This window comes from Basfia succiniciproducens (genome assembly GCF_011455875.1).
Lineage (GTDB): Bacteria > Pseudomonadota > Gammaproteobacteria > Enterobacterales > Pasteurellaceae > Basfia > Basfia succiniciproducens.
Genome location: NZ_CP015031.1, coordinates 734255 through 758057 on the forward strand (window position 1 = coordinate 734255; position 23803 = coordinate 758057).

Annotated in this window: 16 protein-coding genes; 2 read left to right on the forward strand and 14 right to left on the reverse strand. The window is 39.9% G+C overall.

Features of this window, described 5'->3' with window-relative positions; all coding sequences use genetic code 11:
• Positions 1-214: 214 nt before the first annotated feature.
• Entirely contained in the window at positions 215-1720 is a 1506-nt protein-coding gene (locus tag A4G13_RS03325) for a family 20 glycosylhydrolase (RefSeq protein ID WP_279535761.1), read from the forward strand.
• Positions 1721-1901: 181 nt separating this feature from the next.
• Here A4G13_RS03325 and A4G13_RS03330 read toward each other — a convergent pair whose 3' ends face one another.
• From A4G13_RS03330 to rplY, 5 genes are all read right to left on the reverse strand, one after another.
• Positions 1902-2189 carry a hypothetical protein gene (locus A4G13_RS03330; RefSeq protein WP_050738256.1) on the reverse strand — a complete coding sequence of 96 codons (288 nt, stop codon included), beginning with the start codon at positions 2187-2189 and terminating at the stop codon, positions 1902-1904.
• A 1-nt stretch (position 2190) separates the two neighbouring features.
• Positions 2191-3420 carry a poly-beta-1,6-N-acetyl-D-glucosamine synthase gene (gene pgaC, locus A4G13_RS03335; RefSeq protein ID WP_090653675.1) on the reverse strand — a complete coding sequence of 410 codons (1230 nt, stop codon included), beginning with the start codon at positions 3418-3420 and terminating at the stop codon, positions 2191-2193.
• A gap of 10 nt (positions 3421-3430) precedes the next feature.
• Positions 3431-5218 carry a poly-beta-1,6-N-acetyl-D-glucosamine N-deacetylase PgaB gene (pgaB, locus tag A4G13_RS03340; RefSeq protein ID WP_243739741.1) on the reverse strand — a complete coding sequence of 596 codons (1788 nt, stop codon included), beginning with the start codon at positions 5216-5218 and terminating at the stop codon, positions 3431-3433.
• 23 nt (positions 5219-5241) lie between these two features.
• Positions 5242-7647: a poly-beta-1,6 N-acetyl-D-glucosamine export porin PgaA gene (pgaA, locus tag A4G13_RS03345; protein WP_090653679.1), complete on the reverse strand. Its 2406-nt coding sequence runs from the start codon at positions 7645-7647 to the stop codon at positions 5242-5244.
• Positions 7648-8162: 515 nt separating this feature from the next.
• Positions 8163-8450 (reverse strand): 50S ribosomal protein L25, encoded by a 288-nt coding sequence (rplY, locus tag A4G13_RS03350; RefSeq protein ID WP_011200291.1) that lies wholly within the window; start codon positions 8448-8450, stop codon positions 8163-8165.
• A 245-nt stretch (positions 8451-8695) separates the two neighbouring features.
• On the opposite strand from rplY, the gene A4G13_RS03355 reads away from it, so the two are divergent.
• A complete protein-coding gene (locus A4G13_RS03355; protein WP_090653681.1) occupies positions 8696-9307 on the forward strand; it encodes a DedA family protein in 612 nt (203 codons plus the stop codon).
• 223 nt (positions 9308-9530) lie between these two features.
• Here A4G13_RS03355 and A4G13_RS03360 read toward each other — a convergent pair whose 3' ends face one another.
• The 9 genes from A4G13_RS03360 to glnS all read right to left on the reverse strand — a co-directional run bounded on the left by A4G13_RS03360 (position 9531) and on the right by glnS (position 23790).
• On the reverse strand, positions 9531-11987 hold the full coding sequence (locus tag A4G13_RS03360; protein ID WP_090653683.1) for a glycogen/starch/alpha-glucan phosphorylase: 2457 nt from the start codon (positions 11985-11987) through the stop codon (positions 9531-9533).
• Positions 11988-12069: 82 nt separating this feature from the next.
• On the reverse strand, positions 12070-13503 hold the full coding sequence (gene glgA / locus A4G13_RS03365) for a glycogen synthase GlgA (protein WP_090653685.1): 1434 nt from the start codon (positions 13501-13503) through the stop codon (positions 12070-12072).
• Positions 13504-13598: 95 nt separating this feature from the next.
• Positions 13599-14903 carry a glucose-1-phosphate adenylyltransferase gene (glgC, locus tag A4G13_RS03370; RefSeq protein WP_011200296.1) on the reverse strand — a complete coding sequence of 435 codons (1305 nt, stop codon included), beginning with the start codon at positions 14901-14903 and terminating at the stop codon, positions 13599-13601.
• Positions 14904-14943: 40 nt separating this feature from the next.
• Positions 14944-16929 (reverse strand): glycogen debranching protein GlgX, encoded by a 1986-nt coding sequence (gene glgX, locus A4G13_RS03375; protein ID WP_011200297.1) that lies wholly within the window; start codon positions 16927-16929, stop codon positions 14944-14946.
• A 59-nt stretch (positions 16930-16988) separates the two neighbouring features.
• The gene (gene glgB / locus A4G13_RS03380) at positions 16989-19178 is read right to left on the reverse strand and encodes a 1,4-alpha-glucan branching protein GlgB (RefSeq protein WP_090653687.1); all 2190 of its coding nucleotides are present in this window, start codon (positions 19176-19178) and stop codon (positions 16989-16991) included.
• Positions 19179-19186: 8 nt separating this feature from the next.
• Positions 19187-21277, reverse strand: a complete 2091-nt coding sequence (gene malQ, locus A4G13_RS03385) for a 4-alpha-glucanotransferase (protein WP_090653689.1) — start codon at positions 21275-21277, stop codon at positions 19187-19189.
• A gap of 166 nt (positions 21278-21443) precedes the next feature.
• Complete coding sequence (locus A4G13_RS03390; protein WP_090653959.1) at positions 21444-21884, reverse strand: YcgN family cysteine cluster protein; 441 nt, start codon at positions 21882-21884, stop codon at positions 21444-21446.
• A gap of 98 nt (positions 21885-21982) precedes the next feature.
• Positions 21983-22126: a hypothetical protein gene (locus tag A4G13_RS03395; protein WP_011200301.1), complete on the reverse strand. Its 144-nt coding sequence runs from the start codon at positions 22124-22126 to the stop codon at positions 21983-21985.
• Positions 22126-23790: a glutamine--tRNA ligase gene (gene glnS / locus A4G13_RS03400; protein WP_090653691.1), complete on the reverse strand. Its 1665-nt coding sequence runs from the start codon at positions 23788-23790 to the stop codon at positions 22126-22128. Before glnS ends, A4G13_RS03395 begins: the two co-directional genes overlap by 1 nt.
• Positions 23791-23803: the final 13 nt, after the last annotated feature.

A 23803-nucleotide genomic window follows, 5' to 3' on the forward strand; every position in this document is an offset into this window, starting at 1 on the left:
ACCGGATAAAATTTGCGCAAAATCGACCGCACTTTTGCCCGCCCCGTAATCTAATCTAATGCCTGATTTTTCAGGATATTGATTAGTTTAAGGTATTAAAAGTGCGGTTGTTTTTTTAACATTTTTTACTCATTATTATTAATATAAATTGAACTATTTTGAGGAAAAACTTTCAATTATCAATAACAAGTAAAAAAATCAAGGAGAATTATTGATGATTTTTTCTTCATGTAAAACCCCTAATCATTTTCTTTGCGCAATTTTTATCGGATTTGGATTGAATATTCCGCAAACGTACGCCGAAACGGTCACTCAACAATTTCAAAAAGCGTTCTCCTCTGCCGAGGTGTCGGAAAAAAAAGAATCAGGACTGGCACTGGATATTGCTCGTCATTTTTATTCTGCTGAAACAATTAAAAATTTTATTGATACCATTCATAAAAACGGCGGTACTTTTTTACATTTACATTTTTCCGATCATGAAAATTATGCGATCGAAAGTACTATTCTAGGCCAACGCGCTGAAAATGCACGTCGTGATGAACGCGGCTTTTACGTCAATCCTAAAACCGGCAAACCCTTTTTAACCTATGAGCAGTTAAAGGATATTATGAATTATGCCAAGCAGAAAAATGTAGAACTAATTCCCGAATTAGATAGTCCGAATCACATGACGGCAATTTTTGATTTGTTAGCGGAAAAAAACGGTAAGGATTATGTACAAAAATTACGTTCAAAATGGACAAATGAAGAAATTGATATCACCAATCCCGATTCAATAGCTTTTATGACATCTTTAATTGAAGAAGTCGTCTGGATTTTCGGCAATTCCACCAAACATTTTCATATAGGTGGCGATGAATTTGGCTATAGTGAGGAGAATAATCATGAATTTATTAACTATGCCAATAAATTATCAGCTTTTTTAAAAGAAAAAGGTTTGAAAACCCGCATTTGGAATGACGGTTTAATTAAAAGCACCATTGACCAATTGGATCCGAATATTCAGGTAACTTATTGGAGTTATGACGGCAATACGCAAAATAAACAGGCTGCTCAGCAACGGCGGACAATGCGTATCAGTATGCCGGAATTAATTGAACGCGGGTTCTCCGTACTAAACTATAATTCTTATTACTTGTATTTTAATCCCAAAGAAAGTCCGAATATATCAAAAGATAGCGATTTTGCGATGCGGGATGTGATTAAAAATTGGGATTTAAGCATTTGGGATGAAAAAAATACCCAAAATAAAGTGGCTGAACCCAATAAAATTTCAGGTTCCGCTTTAGCTATTTGGGGTGAACATGCCGGCTCACTAAAAGGCGATTCCATTCATAAAGCCACCGAAAATTTACTCAAGGCTATTATTTATAAAACCAACGCAGCCGGCGACAGTACCGGAATAATAAACAGAAAATTACAACAACTGGATTTTGCTCAAATAAATGCAAACTCTTATATTGACCTGATGCAGATAAAAAATAATGAATCCGTCACATTGGAAAATTATCCGCAAACTGTTCATTTACTACAAACCAACGCACTTTCAGGTAAAAAACGTGTCCTCTGGGTCAGTGGCTCACATGTACATAAAATGCGCCTTGAACCTCAGTGGCAGAAAACGGGTTTGAATGAGAAACGTAACGGCAAGTCTTATACGGCTTATAAATATCAAGACAACATTCTTTGGCTTGACGACAATATCACCGAGCAATAAAGACAAAGTGCGATCGGTTTTGATGAAATTTTGTAAGGTGGGGCTTGTCCCACCAATCATAAAAATTAATGGGTAATAAAAGATAGGATAAATTCCACCTTACATTTACTTGGCAATCATGTCACTTTCCGCCACAAAAAAAAAGCACAATTTCTTGTGCTTTTCATTAATTGATTAGTTCTTAATGGCTCAAAATTAATCGCTTCGACGGTTTTGCAATAAATGACCAGATAATTGCAATCACAACCAATGCCACTGAAACAGCGAACATAAAGATCATAATATCTGAGAAGAAATACTGTTCATAAACGGGATTTACGAAAATCTTCGTAGAATAACTGGCTACCACATAGCATGTATATCCCCACAAAGACCAGGTAATCAAGCTTAAAAACATACTTTTAAGAACTAACTTTAAGGGTAATTCTCTCATACTTTTTTTAATAATCATCAATTTCTGAAGATCCAACTTACACTCCTCTATCCGGACTCGTCCATACCGCTAACTTGGACTTATTTCTAAAAATCGCTTTCGGAATACCGAAAACGAGCGTTACCATATTCAGTAACCAATACACATAAGGGTACCAAATACAATATAAGGAATATCTGAGTAGCCCTTTTTCATAGCGACTATCCAGAAATAAACTGAACATATACTGCAGAAAGAATGTCAGGAATAACACCGTCATCAACGGTCTGAAAATATCTATTTTAAATGAACCCTCTGTGATCTGGAGATATGTGTTTATACATAAGACGATAATAAGGGAATATGCCCAAAAGGCGGTTAAAAAATATTCAATGTACATCGGCCATAAACGGCGATTTTTCAAGCGCCAAACCTGAGGAAAATATTTTATGACGGTTTCCGCGCCGCCTTGCGCCCAGCGCAAACGCTGTTTAAACAAGCCCTTTATGGTTTCCGGCATTAATGTCCAACATAAGGCACGCGGCTCATACACGATGTTGTATCCCGACGTTTGCAGCTTCCAGCTGACATCAATATCTTCGGTGATCATGTTAGTGCTCCAACCGCCGATTTTTTGCATGGCTTCCACTTTAAATAAACAGCAGACGCCCGATACGGTAAAAATTGTCCCCATCACGCTTTGCGCGCGTTTGATCAGCCCGATAATTGAACTGAATTCCGAGGTTTGCAGGCAGCCAAGAATCGTACTTCGATTACGCACGCGCGGGTTGCCGGTTACCGCACCGAATTGCGGATTTGACTCTAAAGCCTGAACCATATAATCCACCGCTTTATAATCCAGCACCGCATCGCCGTCGATACAGCCGACATATTTACCTTTCGCTACGGTTAAGCCATGGTTTAAAGCACTGGCTTTACCTGCGTTTTCTTGATGTAAGGCAACAATGCGACTATCTTTTTGTGCCCATCGGTCGATAATTTTACCCGTATCGTCTTTGCTGCCGTCATTAATGAAAATAAGCTCGAATTTGGGATATTTTAATTTCAGCAAATAAGGAATCGCATCGTCTAAATTATCCGCTTCGTTGTAGCAAGGAACCATAATTGAGACTAACGGCACATCTTCCAATTTCATTTTCGAATATTTGGGTTTCTTGAGCTTTCCTTCAATAAAAAAGTAGTAATAAGACGCCGAGATAATGCAGTACACCGCCATTAAAGCCGGATACATAAATAACATTGCATTAAAAATATAATACCAAGACATCATGTACCCCTTATTTCAATCCAAGATTAGTATTTATTGAAAAGTGCGGTCTGATTTCATTTAATTTCGGCTGATTTTCTTGGAAATTATCCGGATAGTAACCGAAGTTATAAAAGTGATATTTTGTCTGAATATCCCGCATCCAATCAATTAACTCATCATCGGTAATAGCTTGCTGAGTACGCCAATCCACTGTTTGTAATTCAAAAGCTAAGCGGTCTTTTGCTACTTGCGGTACTGTTTTTTTAATGAGATTACCCAACCAATTACGCGCGCCGCTTTGAGTCAGTTCCGAACCTTTCACATAAGGTGTAGCTGAAACAATAACGGCATCATAATGCCGATTCAATTCAGCCAGATTTTGGTTAAATTGTTTTTCGGATTCGTCCGACATATTTACCGGTGCGGAAATCATTCGCATTGTAGCGAAATCTTCTCTACCGCCTAATGCATAAGGATAAACAATATCTTTTAATTCATCCGTTAATCGAAGCGATGCCGCATCAAGCGGTTTTAAATCCGTAAATTTGTTATCACTTGATAAATTGTCATCAAATAAAATGCCGTTAATTTTACTATAAAGTGCTAAATCACGATAAATAGACTTAATTTGTTGCGTATTGTTTTTACCCTTAAAGGCGGAAATCGGCATCCAGGCGTAAACGGCCTTACCCAGTCTTGTTTTGATAATCCATACGACTCGGCTGAATAAATCCGCACGAACCGGTAATTGCTGATTATAAAAATACAACGCATCCGCAACACCATCATTATCGGTATCGGAAAATGCCTGAATATAAACGCGCTCAATACCTTGGCGGTAAATACGTTCAATTAACGCATCCAGATTTTTACTTTGTTGAGCCGGATTCGGATCATACACATCATCTAATTTGATACGTAAAGAACGCTGGACTAAAACATCTTTATTTTTATTTTTTAAATAATTTTCAATAGTATTAATTGATGTTTCGTTATCGAGTAACAGACGCCCCAAATGAAATTGATCCGGTGTATTATTTATTGTATCAACAAGTGACATATGCACTTTAAAACCGGCTTCTTCTGCAATAGCAGCGGCTTTTTCATTAAATCGACCGTAGGGCCAAATCATTGCGGCAGGTGCAGCGCCCAAATGCTGTTTAAGCAAAGAAAAAGAACGTTGGAAATCTTTACGTAATCTTGCTTCATATTGGCTTTCCGTCTCATATTTACCATTTATGTATGCCGGAGTAATAACTGCCGGCACATTACTCCCTGCCGGATTTGCTTTAACACCGTGATGCAAGTCATGCGTATGTGAGGCAATTTCGACTAAACCGCTGTCTTTCATTTCGCGTAATTGTTGCCAAGTAACAAATTCTTTACGATCTAATTTTTCATCACCGTAAGTCACTTTTTTATTTGCCGGCGTCTCAATCCAATCCGTTACAATCGCATATACCGCGGGGTAATTATAAGCTCTCAGCAATGGGTAAATAACAGTATAAAAACTTTGGTAACCGTCATCAAAAGTCAATAAAACTGATTTTTCCGGTAAGGCCTTGCCACCATTTCTTGCATCAAGTATTTGCTGCATGCTCACCGGAATATAACCGTTAGTGCGCAACCAATTAAATTGAGAAATTAATTTTTGCGCGGATATGGTTTGAGGGTAATATTTCTCGCTCTGCACACTTTCATCAATAATATTGTGATAACACAAAACGCCAAAATGATTATTTGCGGCCAATGCCTGCACGGCAAATAATAACGAGGTACTTAAATACGTAACCAATCTCATACAATGTTTAAACATAAATAATCCCATAAAATAAATAATTAAAAAGAAACCGATAACGTTAAATTAATAAAATTATTAAACTCCGGCGAACCGTCATAAATTGAACGTTTTCGCCCGACATCGTAAGAGATATTTAGTTTCTTACCTAAACGCCATTCCTGACCATAAGCAACAGACCAGGTTTTACTGCTTGCGAAACTGTCTTGCCAATAATAACCGCCGCCTGCTTTAAAATGATGAGTGAGGGTAATACTGTGATCAAAAGGCTGATAATAAGACAGATCGAAGTTATCCTCTAAAGAACGGCTCTTTAACGGATTGTAATAATAGGCACCGGGTATTGCTTTATTTCGTTCATAGGAACCATATAAACTGCCGTTTAAATTCCAGCGATTATGTTTAAACAGATTGAAATTTGACCAGAACGAAAGATTTTTACGTAAGTTTTCATCATCAAATTTCATTGCCGTAATACCCGCACCGGCTTCAAATCGATCCGAATATTTATAATTCACCGAAAAACCGAGATCTTTTGCATAGGTATCCTGATAAATAGCTTTAATAGGCGTATTAGCGCTATTTAAACCGCCATTTAAACTAAATTGCCAATGCTGATTTAACTGATATTGAATAGTTGCCGCAAAATAAGCTTTATCATTTAATTTGATCCCTTTGCCCGCTTCCGCATTCACCATGAACGGGTAAAAGTTTGCTTCAACCCCCGCCCCAACACGCTGTTGCTCAAAAGGTAAACCGTCATCGGGGGATTTTGTCGTCAAATAATGAATATAAACATCATGACCATCATCTGTTTTCGGCGAATAAAGATAATATTCTTGATTACTTTCATTCTCACCGGCCGGCGATGTACGATGAGAAATTCCACTGCTTGCAACCAAACGGGCAGATTTGGCTTGATCATATTGCTCCATAAACCAATTCGCGTTGTCTTTTTCTTCTGTTGTCCACGTATTGACAAGCCGGCTTGCGGTACGCCAATCATTCACAGATAAAGCCAAATTTGCTTGCGCGACTTCCGCCCAAGCCGTATCTTCAGGTAAAAATGCCTGTGCTTTATGAACCCAATCCGCCGCATCATCTGTTCTGGCTCTTGCGGCTTCCAGTTCCGCTTTAGTAAGCATAATCCAACCGTCCCCCGGAGTTACGGATAATCGCTCATCGATTAACTGCATTGCGGAAGATAAATCACCCTGTGCAACCAATGAACTGACTTTTGTCGAAAAGTAATTGCCGTAATCCGGATTTTCAATTTTTCTTGAACGGGTAAAATCAAGAACCATTAAACCGGGTTCACCGATATTATTCTCTAAATAATCCCGAGCTTCCGGATATTTAGCCGCATCATTTAGTGCCTGAACAATTTTAATTCCTAATGTAAAAGGTACTTCTCCGCCTTCTGCAAGATGTGATTGCTCAACTTCTTTATATAGAGACAACGCGGCAAACGGCGAGCCCGAAGCAACTAAATAATCCGCATAAGCTTCTTTTACATAATTAGGAATCGGCTGATTGCTTTCCGTTAATAGTTCATAAGAGTTTTTGGCTCGGTTGCTATCGTCATTTTTTAATTTTGAGCCCACAACAACCATATCCTGCAACGATTGTTGTTTGAGTGAATTATCTTCAGGTACTTTGATGTAGACCTTATCCAACATAGAATAAGCAGTATTTAACTGTTGTTTATTCGGTGAATTTTTTGATATACGAACAGCTTGGTCATGTAATAACCACGATTTATCGTTATCAGTGAATACTTCGGGGTATTTTGCGATAAGTTGTTCTTGAACGGGAGAAATATTCAATTGAGCGGCTAAACGGTATAATTTTTTTACTAACTCAATATCATTTGGATTTGTATCTAATTCGGAATTCCAGCGATGAAAACGGGTAATTAAAGGTTCGCTGCTATCAAGAAAATAGGCATTGGCTTGATTATATTGTTCATCCGTTCCGAATCGATGCTTATATCGGGATAAATATAATTTTGACTGCTCGAATTTAGCCATATCGGTACTGACCAAAGCTAATCCGAGCAAGCCGTTAGGATTTTTAGTATCAAGGTTATTTAATTGATTATAAAAAGCCAAGGATTTGCTGAATTGGCGTTCGTTTCTTGCCGCTCTTGCCAAATATTCCAATTCATTTGATGAAAAATCAGTTAATTTATAAGTTTCACTAATAGATAAAGCTTCAGCATCACGGTTTTGTCGGACCAACAATGTAATTAGATCGTCTCTAACTTTTTTATCTTTGGTTTTATTGTATAAATCAATAAGTTGTTTAGTTCCTTCAACTAACTGACCATCACCCAATCGGGAATATTTAATAATATTTTCCCGCCGCTCATCAATAGGAGAACCGTTCGCATATTGAACGGCTAAAGCGCCTCCAATAAGAAGTGTCAGTAAACTAACCTTATTCATTAATAAACCTCAATTTAAATTATAAATTGGTGAATATTAACATTTCTTAGACAATTAATTTAAAAAAACAGCTTAAATATTAATAATATTTTATATTTAAAACTAAATTAATTTAGATAAATTATTTTATTTCTATAGGTGAGAATATAATTGAAAATTAATATATATTTATGTAAATAAATGTATGTTATTAATTTAAATTAATGCTTTATTTATAAAATTAGGAATATTTCCATTATTATAAATATGATTGATGATATTTAAATTTTATTGAATCGGAACGACTCGTTGTTTTGTTTCGAAAATACGGCTTTATCTTTAAGTTTACTAACCGTTTTAAGCAATACGTAAAAGTGCGGTCAAAATTTTTGAAATTTCTAGAATTTACCGAAAATCAACCGCACTTTTAATAAAAACTATTGTTTGTTTTCGGTATTATCAGGTAGGACTCTACCGCCATAAAAAAACACCAATAACCTTAGGCTATTGGTGTTCTTAATTAAACAAACTAGAAATTAAGCACGTTTGAAGTCAATATGAACTAGTTTTGGTTTGAACGGGTGACGTTGCATAGCCTGTACTTTAACCGCAACTTCTTTGCCGTTAATAACCAAAGTGATCACTTCCGAATAGAAAGAATCATGTGCTTGTGCGTTGTTTAACTCATCGTGGTTTAATACGATTGAAACCGCATCTTCATTACCACCGTAAACGATAGCGGGAATTTGACCATTGTGACGAAGGCGGCGGCTCGCACCCTTACCTTGCGCAGAACGAACTTCAGCGTTAAATTTAAATGCCATTTTAATGTTCTCTTAAATTAATAATTAATATTCAAAAACTGCAGGCGACCCAGCAATTTCCATAATCTGACCCAAAGGCTTTCTTTGAGCCCGAGGATTATACGTAATCGACAGAGAAAAATCAAATTAAATCACCATAATATAGACAATTATTTACATAAAATGAGCTGGCTATTTTGCCCTAAAAAAGGCAAAATATAATCTATTTTATAGATGAATTTACGGAAAAAAGAGAATAACTCCAAATGGACATTTTAATTGATTTTTTCATTAATTACGGCTATTTAGCCGTATTGCTCGTATTAATTATTTGCGGTTTTGGTGTGCCGATTCCGGAAGATATTACTTTGGTTTCAGGCGGTATTATCGCCGGCTTAGGTTATGCAAATCCGCATATCATGGTCTTCGTAAGTATGTTTGGGGTATTAGCCGGTGACAGTGTAATGTATTGGTTGGGGCGTATTTACGGCGTAAGAATTTTGCGTTTCCGCCCAATCCGTAAAATTATGACCTTACAGCGATTAAGAATGGTCAGAGATAAATTTGAACAATACGGCAACCGGGTTTTATTCGTTGCGCGCTTTTTACCGGGGTTGCGGGCGCCGATTTATACGGTATCCGGCATTACCCGCCGGGTCAGCTACCCTCGTTTTATTTTTCTTGATTTCTTAGCGGCAATTATTTCCGTACCGATTTGGGTTTATCTCGGTTATCACGGTGGTAATAATCATGAGTGGATTGAAGCGCAAATCCGTAAAGGGCAAATGGGTATTTATGCCGTTTTAGCGGTTGTTGTTATTTTTGTCGGCTGGAAAGTATATAAATCGAAAAAAGTAAAAGCAGATAAAACTAACTAATCAGGTTATTGACGAAAGTCTTTCGTAGGGGCGGAATTTATTTCCGCCCTTTATATAATAACACTGATAATTCAATATGTTATGGACAGACATAAAGTGTGCCCTATAAATTTTTAATAAATCTTTAGGTTTGTCAGCAGTCTGTAATATTCGTCTATGTTGTAATGAAAAAGTGCGGTAAAATTTACCGCACTTTTTTGTTAATAGTTTGATTAAACTAATTTTAGTTTTCCAGTTTTAAAGGTTTGATCTTCCAGATACGTTCCGCATATTCAAGAATAGTTCGATCTGATGAGAAGAATCCCATATTGGCAATATTTTCCAACGTGCTATTAAACCATGCCGCTTGATCTTGATATTTTTCATCCACTTTTGCCTGCATATCCGCATAACTGCGGAAATCAGCAAAGGATTGATAATAGTCATAATTGCGTAATGAATCAATAAGACCTTGATAACGGGTCGGTTCTTTTGGAGAGAAATGGCCTAACGCAATTTGATCAACAGCTTGACGCAACTCTTCATCCTGTTGATAGAAAGTTACCGGGCTGTATCCGTTACGTCGTAACTCTTCTACTTGTTCCACCGTATTACCAAAGATAAAGATATTGTCTTCGCCGACATTTTCTAAAATCTCTACGTTCGCGCCGTCTAACGTACCTAACGTTAACGCTCCGTTTAAGGCAAATTTCATGTTACTTGTACCGGAGGCTTCCGTACCTGCAAGCGAGATTTGTTCCGATATATCGGCGGCCGGAATAATGATTTCCGCAATACTTACGCTATAATTCGGAATGAATACAACTTTTAAACGACCTTTTAAACGTTCGTCGTTATTAATAACTTCGGCAATATCGTTAATCAAACGAATTGTCTGTTTTGCCGTATAATAAGCGGAAGCCGCTTTACCCGCCAAAATAAAGACACGAGATTGCCAATTTTTTTCCGGATTTGCGATCATTTGGTTATAGCGAGTAATAATCTGTAATACGTTTAAAATTTGGCGTTTATATTCGTGAATACGTTTTACCTGCACATCGAATATTGCATTCGGGTTGATTTCAATATCCAAAGTATTTTTCACATATCTTGCCAAACGTTTTTTATTGGCAAATTTGATTTTCGCTAATTCGCCGATTATTTCAGGTTTGCCGATATAAGGTTTTAACAGGCTTAATTGAGACAAATCCTTACGCCATTCCGTACCGATATATTTATCAAATAAAGCGGCAAGTTTCGGGTTGGCGACGCCAATCCAACGTCGAGGCGTTACCCCGTTTGTTACATTGGTAAAGCGTTCCGGATAAATTTTAGCAAAATCAGCAAAAGTAGAACTCACCATTAAGTCCGAATGGATTTCGGCAACGCCGTTTACTTTATGGGAACCGACTACCGACAACCAACCCATGCGGACTTTACGTTGATTTCCTTCTTCAATTAAGGAAACACGGCGAATAAAATCAACGTCCGCCGATACATAAGTTCTGACATATTCTAAAAATTCCGCATTAATTTCATAAATCATTTGCAAATGACGTGGTAACACTTTCGCCATTAATTCAATCGGCCAGGTTTCTAAAGCTTCCGACATCAATGTATGGCAAGTATAAGAAAAAATACGGCGGGTCATATCCCAGGCTTTTTTCCAGCTGATTCCTTCTTGATCTACTAAAATGTGCATTAATTCGGGAATTGCCAGCGCAGGGTGGGTATCATTTAAATGAATGGCAACTTTATCCGCAAGATTGGCGATTTTTCCGCCATGGAATTTTTTATGACGTTTGATGATATCCTGCAATGAAGCGGAAACCAGGAAATATTCCTGACGCAGGCGTAATTCTCGTCCGGCCCAAGTGGAATCGTCAGGGTAAAGTACGCGGGATACGTTTTCAATGGATGATCGTTCTTCAATAGCGCCGAAATAATCCCCTTTATTAAAGTTAGCTAAATTGAAAATATCGCCGGCGTTTGCCGTCCATAAACGCAATGTGGCCGCGGATTTAGTTTCATATCCCGGTACAATGTTATCATAAGCTAATGCGGTGATTTCTTCACTTGGTGTCCAAATGCATTTTTCACCTTCAAAATGAAGGTTACCGCCAAAACGTACGCGATAACGTTTAGAAGCTCGGGTAAATTCCCAAGGCGCGCCTTTGGCAATCCATGCATCCGGTTTTTCCACTTGCGAGCCGTCTTCAATAGTTTGCTTGAACATACCGTATTCGTAACGGATACCGTAACCCATACCCGGTAAATTACAAGTAGCGATAGAATCCATAAAGCAGGCGGCTAAACGGCCTAAACCGCCGTTACCTAAGCCTGGATCCGCTTCTTTTTCTAAAATATCTTCCAATACCAAACCCAATTCCGACAAAGCTTGTTTTGTAGTGTCGTAAACGCCTTCGGAAAGCATGGCATTGGAAAGCACGCGGCCCATTAAAAATTCCATTGAAAGATAATATACGCGGCGCGTTTTCTCTTCACGGAATTGATTAACAGTTTGAATCCAGCCCTCCGCAACAAAATCGCGAACGGCATAAACCGTGGCATTTAACCAGTCGCGGGTGGTGGCTTCTTGAGCCGAACGACCGATATCAAACACAAGCTTACTAACAATGGCTTGTTTTAATGCCTCAACCGTCAGCTTAGGACTTTCATAGATAAAATCTTTATCTAACATTTTGCTTTACTCCTAATATAAAAAATTCAAAAAAAGTAACCGCACTTTTTCTTTTACATATTTCAGAAAAAGTGCGAATTACCTAAATACGTCGATATAGTTCTTCGTAACGACGGGCGGAAATTTGCCAGCTGAAATCCTGCTCCATGGCAACCGTCCGCACGGTAAACCAGGTGCGTTGTTTTTGCCAAAGGGAAAATGCGCGGGAAATAGCATGGCTTAGCGCTTGTGAGTTTGCCTCGTTAAACACAAAGCCCGTTGCGCGACGTTCTTTAATATTTTCCGCCGTACTGTCCACTACGGTGTCGGCTAAACCGCCGGTTTGGCGAACCAACGGCAGAGTGCCGTATTTCAAGCCGTAAAGTTGGGTTAATCCGCAAGGTTCAAAACGGCTAGGCACCAGAATCACATCGCCGCCGGCAACCATTAAATGAGATAAAGGCTCGTCATAACCGATTTTTACCGCAATATTTTTCGGATGTTTGTGGGCAAGACCCAATAAAGCGGATTCAAGAGAAGGCGCACCGGAACCCAATAAGGCAAGTTGTCCGCCTTGTTTGATAATATTTTCGGCACTTTGAATAAGCAAATCCACGCCTTTTTGTTCGGTTAAACGCGTAATCATCACAAACAACAGCGCATCCGGTTTTTCCGGCAAATTGAAATGCGCTTGCAACGCGGCTTTGTTTTTCTTTTTGCCGGTCATGGATTTTAATTTGTAATGCTCCTGAATATAACCGTCCGTATTCGGATTCCAAATGTTGTCATCCACGCCGTTTAAAATTCCCACTAATTTGCCTTGACTGTGCAAGGTTGACAATAAACCTTCAAAACCGTAAGCAAATTCGGGAGTGGTAATTTCTCTGGCGTAAGTCGGACTGACGGCTGTGACCGCATCAGAATAATAAAGCCCCGCTTTTAAATAAGAAATCTGACCGTAAAACTCCAAGCCGTTCACGTTGAACATGGATGTAGGCAAGCCGATTTCAAATAAATGATGATAAGCAAACAAGCCCTGATAAGCCAGATTATGAATGGTAAATACCGATTTTGCCGGGCGGCCTTTATACGCCAAATAAGCGCTGGTTAAGCCGGCGTGCCAGTCATGAGCATGCACTACTTCCGCCATCCACCAAGGGTCTAAACCGGTGGCAAGCTCCGCTCCAACCCAACCTAATAAGGCAAAACGTTTATAGTTGTCGGCATAATCGTTATACCATTGGTCATGATAAGGATTACCTTCGCGGGCATATAAGTTTGGCGCATCAATTAAATATACGCCGACACCGTTAAATTCACCGTAGCGCAACACTACATGACCGGCAGCGGAATTATGAAATTCCGCCACTACGCCGGTATCGGGAATGCCGGCTGAAATCGCGGGATATGCAGGAATTAAAATTCGAGCGTCAAGACCTATTTCTTTTTGTGCCGCAGGTAATGCGCCCAGCACATCTGCAAGCCCGCCGGTTTTTAACAAAGGATAAAGTTCGGAACAAACATGTAATACTTTCATTTATATCTCTCACTAAAAGTGCGGTATTTTTTTGGAAAGTTTTGTATGCAATTGCTATATAAAATTTCCGGATTTTTTACCGCACTTTATCATTATTAGTCTAAATGCGCTTCGGAAGCCACCGATTTGCCGTTAAGTTTATGCAACATGGATTCGGTTACCAGCACAATACCATTTTTACTGATACGGAAACGTTTGCTGTCTAATTCAAGATCAACACCGATCTGCATACCGTCCGGAATTTGAACGTGGCGGTCAATAATACAACGTCTTAGCATACAGTTCTTACCGATCTTCACTTGAGGCAAAATAACGGATTGTTCAATAGACGAACCCGCATTTACGCTCACGTTATCAAACAGTACCGAATAGCTGATTGAGGCGTTTTTTACCATACAACCGCCGGCTATCAGCGAATTATCCACTTGCTTGCAGTTTGGCTCATCATAGAAGAATTTTGACGGATACGCCTGAACGGGGTTACCGCGAATCGGCCAGGTTTGGTCGTAAATATCCAGTTGCGGCTCTTCTGATACCAAGTCGATGTTAGCTTGCCAGAAGCTATCTAAAGTACCGACATCTTTCCAGTAAATCGCCCCTTCGGTATTTCTGCCTTTACACGAACGATCAAACGGATGGGCATAAAGTACGCCGTCATTTAACGCCAGCGGCATGACGTCTTTACCAAAGTCATGAGATGTGTTCGGCGTTTTAATGCGGTCTAACGCTTCGTACAGATAATCCGCGTTAAATACGTAGATCCCCATTGAAGCTAAAGATGAATTCGGTTTACCTATCATTGCCGGCGGATCTTGCGGTTTTTCCACGAAAGCTTTTACTTTCAAGGTTTCATTCACCGCCATTACGCCGAATTCTTTCGCTTCCTCGCGCGGTACTTCAATACAGCCTACCGTACATTTTGCACCGCTGCTGACATGATCCAATAACATTTGGCTGTAATCCATTTTATAGATATGGTCACCGGCTAAAATCAACACATATTTCGGTTTATAATGCCCGCGGATAATCGCCAGGTTTTGATATACGGAATCCGCAGTACCGCGATACCAAGTATTATCATCAATTTGTTGACGCGCCGGTAGCATATCGACAAATTCACCGCGTTCTTGCGGTAAGAAAGACCAACCGGTTTGTAAATGACGGAGCAATGAATGCGCGGCATATTGGGTAATAACACCGATTCGGTTCAAACCGGAATTAATACAGTTTGATAATGCAAAATCAATAATTCGACGATTGCCGCCAAAATATAGTGCAGGTTTTGCTCTTTTATCGGTTAACTCATGTAAACGGGAACCTCGTCCGCCCGCAAGGATAAGCACTAGTGTATCTTTAACAAGATCATATTTATTTGGTTGGTTTAGAACAGCATTATTCATAATTTGCTCCTGGTAAGTCCGATATCAATGACATAAATGTCTATAAAATTCTACGTAATAAACAAAATGACAAATTATCTACAATTAACTGATTATTTTGATTCTTACAGCCTGTCATGGAGATTTCCATGTTCCAATCGCCTTCAGGTAAAGAAAAAACCTGAAGTTCCGTTTTAGCATTAACCACGCACAGCCATTGCTCGTCCAATAAGACCTGCAAGGCTTTAGCCCCCCGTTCTTGCCAATCGGATACATTCATTAAAGAACCAAACTCGTTAAACCAACGAACGTTCCCCTCCGTCCACCACTTGTCATTTACCAGGCTTTGGATTCCTTTACGAACAATAATTAATTTCTTTACAATCTCAAATAAATCTAAATTAAAATTACTCCATTTAAGCCAGGTTAATCCGCTATCCTGGCAATAACCGTTGTTATTACCGAATTGCGTATTACCGAACTCGTCCCCGGCTAACAACATCGGGGTACCATTGGAAAGTAATAAGCTACAAAGCAGACTTTGACTACTCAAAATTCGGGCATTTTCTACCGCAGTTTTTTGAGGTTCATCAAGCCCGTCCGTAGAGCCTTCTATGCCATGATTATGGCTATAGTTTTCATTACGCCCGTCACGATTGTCTTCTCCGTTTGCATTATTGTGCTTATGGTTATAACTGACTAAATCACGTAATGTGAAACCGTCATGGGCAGTAATAAAATTCACTGAATTATGAGGATATTTTCCCTCTTGTTTAAAAATATCGGCGGAACCGGCAAATCGTTCGGCAAAAGCACCCAGCTCACCGCTTTGCCATAACCAGAAACGGTTTATGTCGTCACGAAAACGATCATTCCATTCCGCAAAAAACGGAGGGAAATTCCCCATTTGATAACCGTCTTCGCCCATATCCCAAGGTTCGGCAATAAATTTCGTATTTTTAAAGCCGGAAATTAATCTCATGGCTTTAAACAATTCCGAATGAGCCTTATATGCCGGCGTTTCGCGTCCCAAATTAGTGGCGAGATCAAAACGAAATCCGTCAATATGGTATTCTTCAACCCAATAGCGCAGGCAATCGATTGCCCAACGTCGCATATAAGGGTGCGCTAAATGCAATAAATTTCCGCAACCGCTCCAGTTTAAATAATTACCCTGTGCATCGGACCAATAATAGGTTTGTTCATCGATTCCCCGGTATGAAAAAGTCGGAAAGTCACGCTCCGATTCCGCGCTATGGTTGAAAACCATATCAAGAATCACTTCTATACCCGCTTGATGCAAAGTTTTAACCATAGTTTTGAATTCATGCACCGGATCTTCCGTTGCTGCATATTGAGGTTCAACGGCAAACATCGCCATCGGATTATAACCCCAATAATTGCTAATTCCCCGCTCTTGCAAATGCGATTCACTGATTGAAAAATTAATCGGCAGCAATTCAACCGCCGTAATCCCTAATTCCTTCAAGTAAGCGATAACGGAAGGATGAGCCAAGGCACTGTAAGTACCGCGAATTTCTTCCGGTAAATCCGCACGTAATTTGCTGAAACCTTTCACATGCAATTCATAAATGATTGTCTCCGTCCAAGGAATATTGAGAGGTTTATCCTGTTCCCAATCAAATTCGCCGTCGATAATAATAGATTTAGGTGCAATTTTGCTGTTATCCCGCTCATCGGATAATAAATACCATGCCTGATTTTCTTTGCTGGTTAAATCCGGTTTACCCACGACCATTTTGGCATAAGGGTCCAGCATTAACTTTTTCGGGTTATGTCGTTCGTCGCCATGAATGCGGAAACCATATTTAGTGCCTAAAGGCACATTAGGTACCCAAATATGAAAAATATCGTCTGTTTTATCTAAAATAGGGAAACGTACTTCTCTGCCGGAATTATCAAACAAACATAATTCTATAGCTCTCGCACTGGCAGAAAAAATTGAAAAATTTACGCCCTTTGTTCCATTTACTTCAACTAAAGTCGCCCCTAAGGGATAAGGCTTTCCTGTTTGATTTTTCAACATTTTAACACCTCAAGACAGGTCTGCTTATACGCATAAACAGACCCTTCATCTAAGTTAAATTATTTTTTCAAACGTAGATACACCGTTGCCAACGGTGGGACCATAACGGAAATAGATTGTGCTTTGCCATGATTTTCTATCTCTTCCGCTATCACTTCGCCGTAATTGCCTAAATTTGATCCTTTATAATAGGCCGAATCCGTATTGAGAATTTCTTCATATTTACCTGGTTCGTTGACACCGATACGGTAATTATCCCGCGGAACCGGCGTGAAATTACTGACCACAATAATCACTTCACCGGACTTGCTACGGCGCTCAAAGGCAAACACCGAATTTTGGTTATCGTCAACCACAAGCCATTCAAACCCTTGCGGATCGGTATCCAATTCAAAAAGTGCGGTCTGATTTTGGTAAGTTTTGTTCAAATCTTTCACTAAGCGTTGAACGCCGCTATGCCAGCCGCCGCCCTGACCGTCGTCTAACAAGAACCAATCTAAACTTTCCTGATAATTCCATTCGCGACCTTGAGCGAATTCATTACCCATAAATAATAATTTTTTGCCCGGAAAAGCCCACATGTAACCGTAATAAGCGCGCAAATTAGCGAATTTTTGCCAAGTGTCACCGGACATTTTAGTAATTAACGAACCTTTGCCGTGCACCACTTCATCATGGGATAACGGCAACACAAAGTTTTCCGAATATTGATACAACATAGCAAAGGTCATTTTACCGTGATGATATTGACGATACACCGGATCCAGTTTCATGTATTCTAATGTGTCATTCATCCAGCCCATATTCCATTTATAATGGAAACCTAAGCCGCCGTGTTCAGGCGGTAAGGTCACGCCCGGAAACGAAGTGGATTCCTCGGCAATCGCCGCCACACCCGGTAATTCCGTGCCGAGTACGTAATTGGTATGTTTTAAGAATTCAATAGCTTCAAGATTTTCACGCCCGCCATATTGGTTTGGTACCCATTCTCCGTCCCGGCGACTGTAATCGCGATAAATCATAGATGCCACCGCATCAACCCGTAAACCGTCTAAACCGAAACGTTCTACCCAATATAATGCGTTGCCGGATAAATAATTTTTTACTTCATGGCGGCCATAATTATAAATTAAGGTATTCCAGTCTTGATGATAACCTTCTTTCGGATCGGCGTATTCATACAACGAAGTGCCGTCAAATGCCGCTAAACCGTGGGTATCGCTTGGGAAATGACCTGGTACCCAGTCTAAAATCACATTAATACCGGATTCGTGAGCTTTTTCAATTAAGCGTTTGAAACCGTCCGGCGTACCGAAACGGCTTGTCGGCGCATATAACCCCAAAGGCTGATAACCCCAGGAACCGTCAAAAGGATATTCGGAAATCGGTAATAATTCGATATGAGTAAATCCCATTTCTTTCACATAAGGAATTAATTCGTCCGCAATTTCATCATAATCCAACCAGAAATTATTCTCTAAATTACGTCGCCACGAACCTAAATGCACTTCATAAATGGAAATAGGTTTGTCGGATTGGTTCGCCGCACGGCGTTTTTCCGTCATTTCAACGATTTCCGGAAGCGCACTGACCTGTGATGCAGTATCCGGACGTAATTGGGCGGCAAAGGCATAAGGGTCGGCTTTTAATCTAAGCTGATTATTGCTGTCGATAAGCTCGAATTTATACAGTTGACCTAAGGCGACTTTCGGTAAAAATAATTCCCAGATTCCGCTCGCCGGGTGAAAACGCATCGGATGTCTTCTACCGTCCCAATAGTTAAAATCACCTACTACGGAAACCCGTTTTGCATTAGGCGCCCACACTCTAAAATTTACCCCTGCCACATTATCATATTCAACAAAATGAGCGCCGAGTACTTCATAAGGACGCAAATGCGAACCTTCCGCCAATAACCAATTGTCTAATTCATTAATCATAGGATGGAAACGATAAGGATCTTCCAGAATTTGCGACTCTTTGCCCCAATAAACTTGTAGTTCGTAAGCAAAAAATTGATTCGCTTTCGGCACAATAGCATTGAAGAACCCCCGTTCATCAACTAATTCCAATTCAACAACAGCTTTATGCGTTTCCTTATCAATCACAATTACCCGATGCGCTTCAGGTAATAATACTCTGATTTCAATCCCGTTATGGGTTTCATGCATACCTAAAACAGCAAAAGGATCTGAATGCGTGCCGTCAAAAAAGGCGTCAATCACAGATTGTGCAACTAATTTTTTCATATTATCTCCTATGATTTTGGTTGCGAACGAGCATAATTAATTGTTTTAAGTAAAGCTATAATTCGTTCATCATTAAAAATATCGTCTAAATTTACCGTTAATTTTTTACGCCAGTTGGGATATTCCGTAGACGTACCCGGCAAATTAAAAGAAACTTCTTGGTTTAATAAGTTCTCTAGCTGGACACCGACCAATTGGCTCGCGCTTTCCGCCAAATAACGGTGAATCACTAAATTTAAATTATCGTGCATTGCCATGTTTAGTGCGTCGCCTTGATAATCCGCCGGCAAATACCCATCTAAACGTAAACGGTCTAACAAGGCTTGCTTATCGGTGAGGCGCTGATCATATTTTGCTTTTAATAAATCATCTTTCAACACATCTAACTGTGCAAAAAGGGCTAAATCCCGACAATGCCAAAAACCGGCTAAAGACGGTACATCATGAGTGCCGATAGTAGCAAACGCGTTAACCGGAAAATCTTTACCTTGCGGGAATTCGCCGTTTTGATTGGAAAAATAAACAACAAAATAAGATAAAATTTGAAATTCTTTCAATTTCGACCGCACTTCGTCAGGCACGGTACCCAAATCTTCACCGATAATAAGGCATTGATTGCGTTGGCTTTCAATAGCAAGAATTGCCATTAATTCATTGAACGGATAATGTACATAAACACCGTCTGCGGCAGTTTTGCCTTCCGGGATCAACCATAAGCGAAATAAACCCATCACATGATCAATGCGCAAAACGCCGAAATGTCGCATATTGGCGCGCAACATATCAATAACGGGTTGGAAACCACGACGTTTTAACTGATTCGGATTATAAGGCGGCAAATTCCAGTTTTGTCCTACCGGGCCTAGTGGATCCGGCGGAGCCCCGACGGAAGCGTTAATGCAATATAATTTTTGATCAGACCACACATCGGAACTGCCTCTTGAACTATTGACCGCTAAATCGCCGTATATGCCTAACTGCATACCTTCGGTTAAACAAAGAGATTCCGTTTCGGCAAGCTGTTGTTCTGCCAACCATTGTTGCCAGGCATAAAAATAAACTTGTTTTTGGTGTTCTTTTAGCAAGGCTTTGCGTTTTTTCGACGTTAAATGCTGCCATTCCTTTCGCCAACCTAACCAACCGATTTGATTTTCATTTTCCGGTAAATCAACGTGTTCAATACTATCCAGCACATTGAATAAACCTTGATATAACAAGGCTTCGCCTTGATTTTCTACAAAAACGTTAAATTCAGTGCGCCGTGCCGCAATTTGTGCGGATTTACTGCGATTAAAGAAATCAAATAGTAACGCAAGCGCGCTTTGTTTTAATTGATTGACTGTCGCATAGTCCACTAATTCGGCTTTGCGCAATTGTTCTATTTGCTCATTATGTTCAACTCGCCACTTTTTAGCTAATTTAGATAAGGTATATTCCGGTAAGCTTTCAATATCAAGATAAATACAGTTTAACCAGCGACGGGAAGATGAACTGTAAGGGCTAGCCCATTCGGGTACCGCAGGGTAAACCAAATGTAGCGGGTTAATACCGATAAAATCCGCACCGAATTTGACCGCACTTTTAATTAAATTACGCAAATCGGCAAAATCGCCTATCCCCCAATTGCGGGTTGAGCGCAAACTATATAATTGAACGTTTAGCCCCCATGCTTTTTTACGTTCTAACAAGGGTGGTTGATACGCCGTTGAGGGTTGAACTAAAAGTCGAATACGATATTCGGCATCATTACATTTTAGTTTTAACAGATAATAGCCGGCTTCAAGGGGCGGCAAAGAAAGGGATTTTGGGTCAGAGAGAGTTTGTTCGCCACAAAGTTTATTTTGTTCATCGAATAGTTGATATTCGCAGACAGGGGGAGATAAAGCAAGACGTTGGAATTCATAGATTGCGCGCTCTTGCGCATTCATCACAAAAACATCATGAAACTGCTTAGTACTTTTGTTCTTGCCGTCGGGCGGAGGTTGAAAAAGTGCGGTAAAATACTGCAATGTTTCTTCTTTTGCCTGAATCAGGCGCCCTTCTATATCGTAATAAGATAAGGCAATGCCTAATTGCGCCGCTTGTTGTAATTCGCTCATAATACCACCTCATTGCCGCTTACTCACTCGACAATATAGTTATATCTTATACAAGCAAACGATAAACTCAATCTATTTTAGTTGGTTATGTGATCTAACTCAAATTACATTTTAATAAAGGCAGTTAAATATCGCTAATTTATCAAATTCAATTAAATACAATGCGTTATTCTTCATCAATGACAAATTCAAACCAATCAATAACCTCTTTTTCATGAATACCGTTTTTAATTAAAATATCCGCTTCAATTACGGATTCCGCTCTACCTGAAATTAGCGGATGCCAGTCAAATAAAGGTTTATTTTCATATAATAAACGATAAGCGCAGGTTTTTGGTAACCAACCGAAATCGGGCAGGTTTTTCTTCGTTAATTTCGTACAATCCCGCTCCAGTTTAAAGCGGTTGGCATAATCCCGGCACTTTCCGGTTTCACAATCTAATAAATTGCAGGCAACACGAGTAAAATACAAACGTTCCCGTCTGCCTCTGCCCTCAATAAATTTACGATAACAGCATTTACCACAGCCGTCGCATAGGGCTTCCCACTCTTTTTCGTTCATTTCAAGGAGCGATTTATGTTTCCAAAATTCCCGATCTAATTGCATAATTTTTACTAAATGAAAAATAAAAAACGACAAAAGTGCGGTCAAAATTTTTAAAATTTCCACCGCACTTTATATTAGAACCGATTATTCGTTATTTATTATTTGTTGATAGATAACGAATCGGTATTGTGATCGTATTTCAAACCGGAATTAGAACCTTCCGAACCGTTGAAATAGATGTCTTTATTTGCACAAGCCGTTACAAAAGTTGCGGCGAGCATGACGAGAAACAATTTTTTCATTAAAAACCTTCTTTTAAACTTACGGTTAAATTAAATACTAAATTGCCTGCTTTACTATCTTTGTTATCCGCACAATAATAGCCTTCGCGTTCAAACTGATACGCTTTTTCCGGCTCGGCGTTAGCCAGACTCATTTCAACTACGCCATGTTTCACAACTAAAGATTCAGGATTCATAGCGGCTAAAATATCTTCTTCCGCCCCCGGATTCGGCACATTGAACAAACGGCCGTAGACACGGAATTCTGCAGGTAAATTTTCCGTTGCGGACACCCAATGGATCACGCCTTTCACTTTGCGGCCGTCCGCCGGGTTTTTGCCTAAAGTTTCAGGATCATAAGTACAATAAACAGTTGTAATATTGCCTTGTTCGTCTTTTTCCACGCGTTCCGCTTTAATGACATAAGCATGACGTAAACGCACTTCTTTGCCTAATACTAAGCGTTTATATTGTTTGTTGGCCTCTTCACGAAAATCCGCCTGATCAATATAAATTTCTTTCGTAAACGGCATTTCATGGGTGCCTAATTCCGGATAATTAGGATGATTCGGCGCAGTTAATACTTCTTTTTCAGTGATGTTTTCAATCACGATACGCAGCGGATTCAACACCGCCATGGCTCGTGGCGCATTCGTATTTAAGTCGTCTCGAATGCAGCTTTCTAATGCGCTGAACTCCACTACGTTATCCTGCTTGGTCACCCCGATACGGCGACAGAATTCACGTAATGCGGCCGGTGTATAACCGCGACGTCGCAAACCGGAAATAGTCGGCATACGCGGATCGTTCCAACCGTCCACCGCACCTTCCGCCACCAATTTTAATAATTTGCGCTTAGAAGTTAATGTGCCTTCTAAATTTAAACGTGAAAATTCATATTGATGCGGCAGCGGACGCTCAATTGAAATATGCTCCAACACCCAGTCGTATAAACGGCGGTTATCCTGGAACTCCAGTGTACATAACGAATGTGTAATGCGTTCAATAGCATCGGAAATGCAATGAGTGAAATCGTACATCGGATAAATACACCATTTGTCGCCGGTTTGGTGATGGCTGGCAAATTTCACACGATAAAGCACGGGATCGCGCATTACCATAAACGGAGACGCCATATCGATTTTTGCACGTAAACAAGCCGCACCTTCTGCAAATTCGCCGTTTTTCATTTTTTCAAACAAATTCAGATTTTCTTCAATACTGCGGTCACGATACGGGCTGTTTTTGCCCGGTTCGGTTAACGTGCCGCGGTATTCGCGCATTTGTTCCGGCGACAGTTCATCCACATAAGCCAAGCCTTTCTCTATTAATTCGATGGCATAGCCGTAAAGCTGGTCAAAATAATCCGACGCATAATGAGGCTCGCCTTCCCATTTGAACCCTAACCATTCCACATCCTGTTTGATTGAATCTACATATTCCACATCTTCTTTCACCGGATTGGTATCGTCAAAACGCAAATTACATTTGCCCTGATAATCCTGCGCAATACCAAAGTTTAAACAAATGGATTTCGCATGACCGATATGCAAATAGCCGTTCGGTTCCGGCGGAAAACGCGTGTAAACGTTATTATGTTTACCTGAAGCCAAATCTTCATCAATAATTTGACGGATAAAGTTTGTCGGGCGGGTTTCTTCGATAAGAATTTCGTTATTATTCATCTATCTCTCACTA

Excerpts from the sequence above, each read along its gene's own strand:
- pgaA (WP_090653679.1), bottom strand. The coding sequence starts at position 7,647 with ATGAATAAGGTTAGTTTACTGACACTTCTTATTGGAGGCGCTTTAGCC.
- A4G13_RS03390 (WP_090653959.1), bottom strand. The coding sequence starts at position 21,884 with ATGCAATTAGATCGGGAATTTTGGAAACATAAATCGCTCCTTGAAATG.
- glnS (WP_090653691.1), bottom strand. The coding sequence starts at position 23,790 with ATGAATAATAACGAAATTCTTATCGAAGAAACCCGCCCGACAAACTTT.
- malQ (WP_090653689.1), bottom strand. The coding sequence starts at position 21,277 with ATGAGCGAATTACAACAAGCGGCGCAATTAGGCATTGCCTTATCTTAT.
- glgC (WP_011200296.1), bottom strand. The coding sequence starts at position 14,903 with ATGAATAATGCTGTTCTAAACCAACCAAATAAATATGATCTTGTTAAA.
- glgB (WP_090653687.1), bottom strand. The coding sequence starts at position 19,178 with ATGAAAAAATTAGTTGCACAATCTGTGATTGACGCCTTTTTTGACGGC.
- glgX (WP_011200297.1), bottom strand. The coding sequence starts at position 16,929 with ATGTTGAAAAATCAAACAGGAAAGCCTTATCCCTTAGGGGCGACTTTA.
- A4G13_RS03395 (WP_011200301.1), bottom strand. The coding sequence starts at position 22,126 with ATGAAAAAATTGTTTCTCGTCATGCTCGCCGCAACTTTTGTAACGGCT.
- A4G13_RS03360 (WP_090653683.1), bottom strand. The coding sequence starts at position 11,987 with ATGTTAGATAAAGATTTTATCTATGAAAGTCCTAAGCTGACGGTTGAG.
- A4G13_RS03325 (WP_279535761.1), top strand. The coding sequence starts at position 215 with ATGATTTTTTCTTCATGTAAAACCCCTAATCATTTTCTTTGCGCAATT.
- pgaB (WP_243739741.1), bottom strand. The coding sequence starts at position 5,218 with ATGTTTAAACATTGTATGAGATTGGTTACGTATTTAAGTACCTCGTTA.
- rplY (WP_011200291.1), bottom strand. The coding sequence starts at position 8,450 with ATGGCATTTAAATTTAACGCTGAAGTTCGTTCTGCGCAAGGTAAGGGT.
- A4G13_RS03355 (WP_090653681.1), top strand. The coding sequence starts at position 8,696 with ATGGACATTTTAATTGATTTTTTCATTAATTACGGCTATTTAGCCGTA.
- glgA (WP_090653685.1), bottom strand. The coding sequence starts at position 13,503 with ATGAAAGTATTACATGTTTGTTCCGAACTTTATCCTTTGTTAAAAACC.
- pgaC (WP_090653675.1), bottom strand. The coding sequence starts at position 3,420 with ATGTCTTGGTATTATATTTTTAATGCAATGTTATTTATGTATCCGGCT.